This is a genomic window from uncultured Phocaeicola sp. (assembly GCF_948499155.1).
Taxonomy (GTDB): Bacteria; Bacteroidota; Bacteroidia; order Bacteroidales; family Bacteroidaceae; genus Phocaeicola; species Phocaeicola faecalis.
Window position 1 is genome coordinate 83,428 of sequence record NZ_CAOOSE010000016.1, and the last position, 8,178, is coordinate 91,605.

The window sequence follows — 8,178 nt, forward strand, 5'->3', positions numbered from 1 at the left end:
TTTATTTTTTGATTAAATGGTTAATAAACTATTTTATCTAAAATGCCGTTGAGACAGGCAATAGCCACTCCGTAATTGGTCATCGGTATGTGCTGGCGGCGTGCCTGGTCGATACGGCTTAATACATATTTACGGTTGAACATACAACCTCCGCAATGAATAATCAGCTCATAAGAACTAAGGTCGGTGGGGAAGTCGGTGCCTGATACTATATCTATATGTAGACTTTCACCGGTTTTCTTTTTGAGCAGCCGAGGGAGTTTCACTCTGCCGATGTCTTCCGAAAGAGGAGCATGCGTGCAGGCTTCGGCTATCAGTACCCGTGATTGTGGGGTGAGGCTATCAATGGCAGCGGCACTTTCTATATAATAATGTATATCTCCTTTATATCCTGCCATCAACACAGAAAAGGAGGTGAGCAGACTGGATTCGGGTTTCAGGCGATATACCTCGTGGAACACTTGTGAGTCTGTGATAATCAGACGGGGAGCGCGTGAAAGGGCTTCCAGTGTGTGGGTGAGTCGGTCGGTTGTGCAGCTCATGACAAGGCATTTTTTGTCGAGCAGTTCGCGCATGGTTTGCACCTGAGGAAGGATGAGTCTTCCTTTGGGTGCCTGTATATCTTGCGGCATGACCAGCAATACCAAGTCTCCTTCTTGTACCAAGTCACCGGTAATGGTTTGTTGACCGAAATCGGTCGGCAGCTTTCGGAGAATGGTTTGATACACGGCTTCTATGCCTGTACGTTCCTTGGCGCTGACAATGAGAGGCGTTTCTCCGCAAGTCTTTTCAATTCGGACAGCGGTGTCGGCAGCACATTCGCGATGGTCTGACTTATTAAGAATAAGGATGACCGGAATGTTTCGGTCGTTCAATTGCTGTATCCATTGCCGCTCCTCTTCCATATTTCCGTCTTCGCAAAGCAATAATGCAATGTCTGTGCGTTCGATGGCTTTCAGGGTGCGGGCAATGCGCATTTCCCCCAATACTCCTTCGTCATCAAATCCCGGGGTATCTATAAAAATACAAGGCCCGATGCCGTGTATTTCCATGGCTTTATTCACAAGGTCGGTAGTGGTGCCCGGAACATCGGAAACAAGAGCCGTGTCCTGTCCCGTCAAAGCGTTGATAAGCGATGACTTACCACTGTTACGACGTCCGAAAATAGCAATATGCAGACGGTTGGCGTTAGGGGTATTGTTCATATTCATGAATTCTATATTAAAATCTAAAGTCACGTTTTCCTTCTATTATCTCTTTCAGATTATGTGCGGCTATCTCTTTTATTTTGGGATTGGGGATATGTTCCAATTCTTTTTGGATTAAGACTTCTCCTTTGGCGCGTGTGCCGGCGGATGCATAATCTTCCAGATATTCTTTTAAAGTCATGAGAGCGTTGGGAGCACAGCAATTCGCTATTTGTCCCGATTTGACTAATGACATGAAACGGTCGCCTGTTCTGCCTGCCCGGTAGCAGGCGGTGCAGAAACTGGGAATGTGTCCCATGTTGAGCAGCCAGTTGACTACCTCATCCAATGTCCGTGTATCGCTGATATCGAATTGGGCGGAATTTTCTTCCTTCGGCTCAGGCGTGGCGTAACCGCCTACGCTGGTGCGTGACCCGCCACTGATTTGGGATATACCCAAATGCAGTACCTTGCTGCGTGTGGCAACCGATTCGCGTGTGGAAATAATCATTCCCGTATAAGGTACGGCAATGCGGATAATGGCTACGATGCGGCAGAATATATCATCGGAAACGGCATTGGGAAAGTCGTTTGTGGAAATATCGTCAGCCGGACAGATGCGAGGCACGCTGATGGTGTGCGGGCCGACTCCGAAGGTGGCTTCCAAATGTTCCGCATGCATCAACAGTCCGATAAAGTCATATTTATAAGTGTTGAGTCCGAACAATACTCCCAGTCCCACGTCGTCTATGCCACCTTCCATGGCACGGTCCATGGCCTCGGTGTGGTAGGCATATCTGCTTTTAGGACCGGTGGGATGCAAGGCTTCGTAGTTTTCTTTGTGATAAGTTTCCTGAAACAGGATATAGGTACCGATGCCGGCATCCTTTAACCGGCGGTAGTTTTCTACTGTGGTTGCGGCAATGTTGACATTCACCCGGCGGATGGCTCCATTTTTATGTTTGATGCTGTAAATGGTGTCAATGGATTCCAGGATATATTCGATGGGATTGTGCAAAGGATCTTCGCCGGCTTCGAGTGCCAGACGTTTGTGCCCCATATCCTGCAGAGCGATAACTTCTTTCCTGATTTCCTCCTGTGTCAACTTCTTGCGGGCTATCGTCTTATTCTTCAGGTGGTAAGGACAATATACACAACCATTGACACAATAATTGGAAAGATATAACGGAGCGAACATGACAATGCGGTTGCCATAAAATTTATGTTTGATTTCTTCGGCCAAGCGAAAAATCCGTTCTATCAAGTCCGGTTGGTCACATTCCAGCAGGAGAGCTGCTTCCCGGTGGGTCAGACCTTTACATTGGGCAGCTTTGTCTATCAATGACTCAATCAGTGCACGGTTACTCTTATGGGTTTCTGCATCACTCATTGTATCCAGAATTTCCTGATGGTCAATAAACTCTTCCGCTATTTTTGAATCTGCTTTATACATTATATTCTTATTGTTTTTATGTTCTGTTTCCGTCATAATCTCCTCTTTCTGCCGAAATCCGGTACCCAATGGCGTCTAACCGTTCGGACAGCTTTTTTAATCCTTCCGCAGCTTCGGCACCGAAAGCGGCCTTATGGTCATACAAGGCATATTTCGCGCGTTGTTCCGGTGGTGATAGATTGGGCATCACTACATTGGCTCCTGCCAATATCCCTTGTTCGCGTCCATCCGTTGCAAGAGTTGCCAATGCTGTTGTGGATGGGATAAGGGCGTATGGATGCATTAACCTGAAGATGGAAAGCAATTTGAGTGTCATTCTCACGCTTCCGGCGGCTTTACCGGCAAATGGAGTGTCGTGATGGGGAATGAAAGGACCGATGCCAATCATCTCCGGTTGAAAATGCTCGATAAACAATAGGTCTTCCACCAGATGCCCGATTGTTTGTCCGGGACTGCCTACCATTATCCCCGTACCGGTCTGATAGCCGATTTCCTTTAACCATTGCAGGCATTGCAACCTGTGTTCGGATGACATGGTGGGGGGATGGAGTTGCCGGTAATGTGCCCGATTGTATGTTTCGTGGCGAAGTAAATAGCGGTTTGCACCGGCACGGAAAAAACGCTCGTAAGCCTCTCGTGTTTTCTCGCCCAGTGACAAGGTAATGGCGCAATCAGGAAAAAGCTGACGGACAGATGATACCGTTTGCTCTATCCATTCGTTCGTCATGGCGGGATCTTCTCCTCCCTGCATTACAAACGTACGGACTCCGGCTTCGTATCCTTCACGGCAGCATGTTAAGATTGTTTCCCGCGTCAGTCCGTAGCGGGTGACCGACGGATTACCTTTCCGAATGCCGCAATAATAGCAATTATTACGGCATCGGTTACTGATTTCTATGAGTCCGCGGATGAATACTCTATTGCCGAACCGAGAAAGGGTTTCCTCTTGAGCTTGCTTTTGTAGATAAGATAAGCAGTTACTGTCCTGACATTCGAGCAGAATTTTATATTCTTCCGCCGTCAGTTTATGTCCCTTCCTCAGTTTGTCTATCAAGAGTATTTCATTCCATATTTTCATAGGTTTTGGTTTGTTTGGTCAATTCTTGCGATAGTTGCCACTTACCCGACTTGCTTCCACTGTGCGTGCTGGGGCCGGTGATGCAACCTCCTTCGCAAGCCATTACTTCGATAAACTGTCCCGGAGTCTTGCCTGTTTTGGCGTATGCACGTAATGCTGCAATATTTTTTTTATTCAAGTCTGAAACCTGAATGGCATTTATCTTGTCTGCTTCCATCTTGAGGAATGCTTTCACAGCACCCATTACACCGCCTGCCTGAGCAAATCCATGCGCTTCGCGCACAGAAGAGAACTCCATGGCGTATGGTTGTACTATTTCTAAATTGACTTCCATCGCATCGAAGATAGAAGAAATTTCCTCGAATGTCATCACAAAATCCACAGCTTCGTCACGTTGTGCTTCTTTACGCTTGGCTACACATGGCCCCACAAATACTATTTTTGCATCGGGATGCTTTTTCTTGGCGATACGTGCGGCATAGTACATTGGAGAACCCGTAGTCGAAACATATTTCTTCATGTCAGGAATATACTTGTTCACCAACTCAATATAGGAAGGACAACAGGAAGTGGTCATGAACTTTTGGCCTTCTTCCAGTTTCTCAATCAGTTCATGTGCTTCATTTTCTACTGTTTCCATTGCACCTTGTGCGACTTCAATCACATCTGCGAAACCGATTTGTCTGAATGCTCCGTATACTTGTTCGATAGTGGTGCTGAACTGTCCTAGAATGGAAGGTGCTACAATAGCCACTACCTTTTCTCCTTTACGGATACGCTGTAACACATCGAACGTTTGTGATATCTCGAAAATAGCTCCGAAAGGACAAGCATTCATACATTTTCCGCAATAGATACACTTGTCTTCGTCAATGTGTTCTATGCCATGCTCGTCTTTGCTGATAGCCTTGACAGGACAGGATTCCTCGCAAGGAACCGGGATGTAAACGATAGCATGATAAGGGCAACTTTTGTGGCAGATGCCGCAACTGATGCAAGTATCGTGGTCAATCCATGCTTTACCGGTGTCTGCATGTACATGAACAGCCCCTTTGGGACAGTTGTATTGACAACTGCGGGCAGTACATCCGCGACACAGGTCGGTAATTTCGTAGTTAATCTGTACGCAGGCGGAGCAGGCTTCGTCTATCACGCACATTATATTGTCCTTGGGCATCCCATTTTCTGCACGGTCGAGTGCTTTGGCGGCATATTCGGATAATGAAGTGAGTTCGTCTATTTCATCGTCCATATCCAGGCCCAGCAAAGGGAGTGATTTATACTTCCACACGGCGCGTTCTTTATGCACGCAGCAACGTCCGGCATGTTTTGAACGTCGAGGACTCAATTCCAGAGGCAGACGGTCTATCTTGTCTGTTGTCAGTTCTCCATTTTTCCACAGTCTCACAAGTTCGGTCAGTAACTTGTGGCGGACAATCATAATGTTGTTCGTAAAAGCCATATAGTTCAAAAGGTTAGTTGTTAGGTTTTGCAAAGATAGTGATATGTTTGCGTTTCATCCCTATAATCGTTAAAGAAAATGAATAAAAAAGGATTTTGGCAGAAACGAACGTTTGTCATAATGTCAATTTGACAGTTTATATCTGCCAATTCATCGACTTTCGGCTTTGGCATGCTTTTAGTTGAAGGTTTTCCGTCGTCTTTTAAAAAGACATCAATAAACTCGATATAATGTATAACAAATAAAATATTAAGCACTATGAACATTAAACCATTAGCAGACAGAGTACTGATTCTTCCTGCTCCTGCAGAAGAGAAAACAATCGGTGGTATCATCATTCCTGATACAGCAAAAGAAAAACCATTGCAAGGTGAAGTTGTTGCCGTAGGTAACGGAACAAAAGACGAAGAAATGGTGTTGCATGTAGGCGACCAGGTATTGTATGGTAAATACTCGGGCACTGAACTGGAACATGACGGTAAGAAATACCTTATCATGCGTCAGAGCGACGTTCTCGCTGTTTTGGGATAATTCATTTTAAATAATTAGATTAACAATAGAACAGAATCATTTGTTATCCTGAATGAAAACGAAGAATCGGTAAACTACTTGGAGGTATTTTGATTCTTCACTTCGTTTAGAATGACAGATTAAAAAAAGAATAAAGATTATGGCTAAAGATATTAAATTCAACATTGACGCCCGTGAAGAACTGAAAAAGGGTGTAGACGAATTGGCTAACGCAGTGAAAGTAACTCTTGGCCCGAAAGGTCGTAATGTGATTATCGAAAAGAAATTCGGTGCTCCTCACATTACTAAAGATGGTGTGACAGTTGCTAAAGAAGTGGAATTGGCTGACCCATTCCAGAACACAGGTGCACAATTGGTGAAATCGGTTGCTTCAAAGACTGGTGACGATGCAGGTGACGGTACTACTACCGCTACAGTATTGGCTCAATCAATCGTGGGTGTTGGTTTGAAGAATGTTACTGCCGGAGCAAACCCGATGGATTTGAAACGCGGTATAGACAAAGCTGTTGCAAAAGTAGTTGAATCTATCAAGTCTCAGGCCGAAATGGTAGGTGATAACTATGACAAGATTGAACAAGTAGCTGCTGTTTCTGCCAACAACGATCCTACTATCGGTAAGTTGATTGCAGACGCTATGCGCAAGGTTTCTAAAGATGGTGTTATCACTATCGAGGAAGCCAAAGGTACTGACACTACTATCGGTGTGGTAGAAGGTATGCAGTTCGACCGCGGTTACCTGTCAGCTTACTTCGTGACTGATACTGAAAAGATGGAATGTGTGATGGAACATCCGTACATCTTAATCTATGATAAGAAGATTTCTAACTTGAAAGATTTCTTGCCTATCCTGGAACCGGCTGTACAGAGCGGACGTCCTTTGTTGGTGATTGCAGAAGATGTGGACAGTGAAGCATTGACTACTTTGGTGGTGAACCGTCTGCGTTCTCAGTTGAAAATTTGTGCTGTGAAGGCTCCGGGCTTCGGCGACCGTCGTAAGGCCATGTTGGAAGATATTGCCGTATTGACCGGTGGTATCGTTATCAGCGAAGAAAAAGGTTTGAAACTGGAACAAGCTACTCTTGAAATGTTAGGTACTTGCGATAAGGTAACTGTTTCTAAGGATAATACTACTATCGTAAACGGTGCCGGTGCAAAAGAAAACATCCAAGAACGCATCAACCAAATCAAAGCTGAAATCAAGAATACCACTTCAGACTATGATAAGGAAAAATTGCAGGAACGTCTGGCTAAGTTGTCAGGTGGTGTAGCTGTTCTTTATGTAGGCGCTGCTTCTGAAGTAGAAATGAAGGAAAAGAAAGACCGTGTGGATGATGCATTGTGTGCCACTCGTGCAGCTATCGAAGAAGGTATTGTTCCGGGCGGTGGTGTAGCTTACATCCGTGCTTCAGAATCTTTGGAAGGCTTGAAGGGCGATAACGAAGATGAAACAACCGGTATTGAAATCATCAAGCGTGCCATCGAAGAACCGCTTCGTCAGATTGTGGCCAATGCAGGTAAGGAAGGTGCAGTAGTTGTACAGAAAGTACGTGAAGGTAAAGGTGACTTCGGTTACAATGCCCGTACTGACGTTTACGAAAACTTGCACGCTGCCGGTGTGGTAGACCCTGCCAAGGTAACTCGTGTCGCTCTTGAAAATGCAGCTTCTATTGCAGGTATGTTCCTGACTACAGAATGTGTGATTGTGGAAAAGAAAGAAGATAAACCCGAAATGCCGATGGGTGCTCCCGGAATGGGTGGCATGGGCGGCATGATGTAATTTTTGCCCTATAAATGATTGAAATTCCTTGCTGGCGATAAAAAGTCGGCAAGGAATTTTTTTATTTGATAGTATTCCCTATATTTGTGAAAACTAACATTTTAATATGATGGATACATTTTTAGTTCATTGGGATAAGAAGAAGTTTTTCAACTGTCTTCCGGATGTGTGGTTTCTAGCTATTTTGTTGTTGGGCTGGGGAGAACTCATGAGTGCTGTGTTGCTAGGCATATGGCATACCGTAGAGATTATACTGGGTGTATTTCTTTTGCTGGTTACAGGTCTTTTAATCAAGCAGCTTATCCGAAGGAATGGGGCGATAAGTGTCTTTATGGGTATTTTCTTTCTGATGTGCTCCCTTTTCTTTTCAATCGCTCTCTTTTCGGAGCTTCGTGAATTCTCAAAGATGACAGAGCCTAATGCAATAGCATTATTATTGGGAGGAGGGATGATAGTGGGAGGTTCGCTGGTGATGTCGATTCTGATGATGGTACGTGATACCTCGGTTCGGATGCCATCATAACAACTTTCACAAACAATACCCCTTGTTTCTTGGGAAAAAGATACAATTAGAAAGAAGTGGGGTGTGTTAAAACGTGGATAATGCTGTCGTTTCGTTCGTAGGGGCAAGGTTTGCTCGCCCGAAAACAGTTTGCTTTGTGTCTTCGGGCAGGCAAACCCTGCCCCTAC

Annotated in this window: 7 protein-coding genes; 3 read left to right on the forward strand and 4 right to left on the reverse strand. The window is 45.0% G+C overall.

Annotated elements, in window-relative coordinates; genetic code table 11:
• Positions 1 to 20 precede the first annotated feature (20 nt).
• Genes hydF through QYT14_RS12305 form a run of 4 tightly spaced genes read right to left on the reverse strand, consistent with a single transcriptional unit; the run spans position 21 to position 5,180 of the window.
• Positions 21 to 1,211, reverse strand: a complete 1,191-nt coding sequence (gene hydF / locus QYT14_RS12290) for a [FeFe] hydrogenase H-cluster maturation GTPase HydF (RefSeq protein ID WP_237039150.1) — start codon at positions 1,209 to 1,211, stop codon at positions 21 to 23.
• Positions 1,212 to 1,221: 10 nt separating this feature from the next.
• Positions 1,222 to 2,640, reverse strand: coding sequence for a [FeFe] hydrogenase H-cluster radical SAM maturase HydG (hydG, locus tag QYT14_RS12295; RefSeq protein ID WP_288324703.1), 1,419 nt, complete (start codon positions 2,638 to 2,640; stop codon positions 1,222 to 1,224).
• A 16-nt stretch (positions 2,641 to 2,656) separates the two neighbouring features.
• Entirely contained in the window at positions 2,657 to 3,718 is a 1,062-nt protein-coding gene (gene hydE, locus QYT14_RS12300; protein WP_288324626.1) for a [FeFe] hydrogenase H-cluster radical SAM maturase HydE, read from the reverse strand.
• Positions 3,702 to 5,180, reverse strand: a complete 1,479-nt coding sequence (locus tag QYT14_RS12305; RefSeq protein WP_237039153.1) for a 4Fe-4S dicluster domain-containing protein — start codon at positions 5,178 to 5,180, stop codon at positions 3,702 to 3,704. The genes hydE and QYT14_RS12305 overlap by 17 nt, the downstream gene beginning before the upstream one ends.
• A 258-nt stretch (positions 5,181 to 5,438) precedes the next feature.
• Here QYT14_RS12305 and QYT14_RS12310 point away from each other — a divergent pair, with 258 nt between their 5' ends.
• The 3 genes from QYT14_RS12310 to QYT14_RS12320 all read left to right on the forward strand — a co-directional run bounded on the left by QYT14_RS12310 (position 5,439) and on the right by QYT14_RS12320 (position 8,011).
• On the forward strand, positions 5,439 to 5,711 hold the full coding sequence (locus QYT14_RS12310) for a co-chaperone GroES (protein ID WP_005941150.1): 273 nt from the start codon (positions 5,439 to 5,441) through the stop codon (positions 5,709 to 5,711).
• Positions 5,712 to 5,850: 139 nt separating this feature from the next.
• On the forward strand, positions 5,851 to 7,488 hold the full coding sequence (gene groL, locus QYT14_RS12315; protein WP_237039154.1) for a chaperonin GroEL: 1,638 nt from the start codon (positions 5,851 to 5,853) through the stop codon (positions 7,486 to 7,488).
• Between the two features lie 106 nt (positions 7,489 to 7,594).
• Complete coding sequence (locus QYT14_RS12320) at positions 7,595 to 8,011, forward strand: hypothetical protein (RefSeq protein ID WP_288324629.1); 417 nt, start codon at positions 7,595 to 7,597, stop codon at positions 8,009 to 8,011.
• Positions 8,012 to 8,178: the final 167 nt, after the last annotated feature.

Bases quoted from the DNA above. Each gene is read 5' to 3' on its own strand.
- hydF (WP_237039150.1), bottom strand. From the start codon at position 1,211: ATGAATATGAACAATACCCCTAACGCCAACCGTCTGCATATTGCTATT.
- hydG (WP_288324703.1), bottom strand. From the start codon at position 2,640: ATGTATAAAGCAGATTCAAAAATAGCGGAAGAGTTTATTGACCATCAG.
- hydE (WP_288324626.1), bottom strand. From the start codon at position 3,718: ATGAAAATATGGAATGAAATACTCTTGATAGACAAACTGAGGAAGGGA.
- QYT14_RS12305 (WP_237039153.1), bottom strand. From the start codon at position 5,180: ATGGCTTTTACGAACAACATTATGATTGTCCGCCACAAGTTACTGACC.
- QYT14_RS12310 (WP_005941150.1), top strand. From the start codon at position 5,439: ATGAACATTAAACCATTAGCAGACAGAGTACTGATTCTTCCTGCTCCT.
- groL (WP_237039154.1), top strand. From the start codon at position 5,851: ATGGCTAAAGATATTAAATTCAACATTGACGCCCGTGAAGAACTGAAA.
- QYT14_RS12320 (WP_288324629.1), top strand. From the start codon at position 7,595: ATGATGGATACATTTTTAGTTCATTGGGATAAGAAGAAGTTTTTCAAC.